Genomic DNA, 602 nt, shown 5'->3' with positions numbered 1-602 from the left:
GCCCCCTGCGCTTCAACCAGATCCGCCGCATCGTCGAAGGCATTTCCCAGAAGATGCTGTCCCAGACCCTGAAACAGCTCGAGCGCGACGGCCTCGTCTCCCGCCGCGCCTTTGCCACAGTGCCGGTTACGGTAGAATATTCCGTCACGCCCCTTGGCCACAGCCTCGCCGAAAAAATGGCTGCCGTTTCCCTCTGGGCGCAGGACAATATCGATAGCGTACTCTCGGCCCAGGCGAAGTATGATGCCGGAGTCGGCGAGACCGCCTAGGAGCGTCAAATGGCAGAAATCATCTCCCTGTCGAAAGCCCGCAAGGCCAAGGCCCGCACCGAAAAAGAAGCGGCTGCCGAAGCCAACCGCCAAAAATTCGGCCGTACCAAGGGCGAAAAGCTCAAGGACGCCGCCGAAAAATCCACCGCCGAAAAACACCTCGACGGCCACAAACTCGAAGACTGAGCGAGGGAATCCCGCGCTCCTGTCCCCCCACACACCGGCCGTCATCCTCGGGCCTGACCCGAGGACACTACACTTGGCGATGCCAGGGTAAGTGCAAATTCCCCGGCTCAAGCCCGAGCGCAACGATCCAGGGGCAGGGGAGAGGCC

General features: G+C 61.8%; 2 protein-coding genes. Both read left to right on the top strand.

Features of this window, described 5'->3' with window-relative positions; translation table 11 throughout:
• Positions 1–269: winged helix-turn-helix transcriptional regulator (locus tag JP75_RS24580; RefSeq protein WP_035087785.1), on the top strand; the 269-nt coding region annotated here is incomplete at its 5' end.
• A gap of 9 nt (positions 270–278) precedes the next feature.
• Entirely contained in the window at positions 279–455 is a 177-nt protein-coding gene (locus JP75_RS26085) for a DUF4169 family protein (RefSeq protein WP_084587923.1), read from the top strand.
• Positions 456–602 lie beyond the last annotated feature (147 nt).

This window comes from Devosia riboflavina (assembly GCF_000743575.1).
Lineage (GTDB): Bacteria > Pseudomonadota > Alphaproteobacteria > Rhizobiales > Devosiaceae > Devosia > Devosia riboflavina.
Note: the sequence above shows the minus strand (reverse complement) of the source record. Positions and strands in the feature narration are given on the sequence as shown.